This window comes from Pseudomonas sp. FSL R10-1339 (assembly GCF_009600545.1).
Lineage (GTDB): Bacteria > Pseudomonadota > Gammaproteobacteria > Pseudomonadales > Pseudomonadaceae > Aquipseudomonas > Aquipseudomonas bubulae.
In genome coordinates this window covers 1-264 of record NZ_WIVQ01000323.1, presented here as the reverse complement: position 1 = coordinate 264, position 264 = coordinate 1, and the positions used below count along the sequence as shown (strand labels likewise).

The window sequence follows — 264 nt, the reverse complement described above, 5'->3', positions numbered from 1 at the left end:
GGAGAGACCATGACGCTTGATATTGTCGGCAACCCCATCGAATCGCCAGCGCCCGAAACGGCGCCGGCCGTACACCGGGTCAAAGTGCTCACGGTCAACATGCACAAAGGCTTCACCGCCTTAAACCGGCGCTTCATCCTGCCGGAGCTGCGCGAAGCCGTGCGTGCTACCGGCGCTGACGTGGTGTTTTTGCAAGAAGTGCTGGGCGAACATGACAAACACGCCTCGCGTTACGACGCGTGGCCGGCTGTGTCGCAGTATGAA

General features: G+C 60.6%; 1 pseudogene. It reads left to right on the top strand.

Features of this window, described 5'->3' with window-relative positions:
* Window positions 1-9 precede the first annotated feature (9 nt).
* Window positions 10-264, top strand: a pseudogene (locus GHO03_RS24935) (EEP domain-containing protein); the annotation flags it as partial.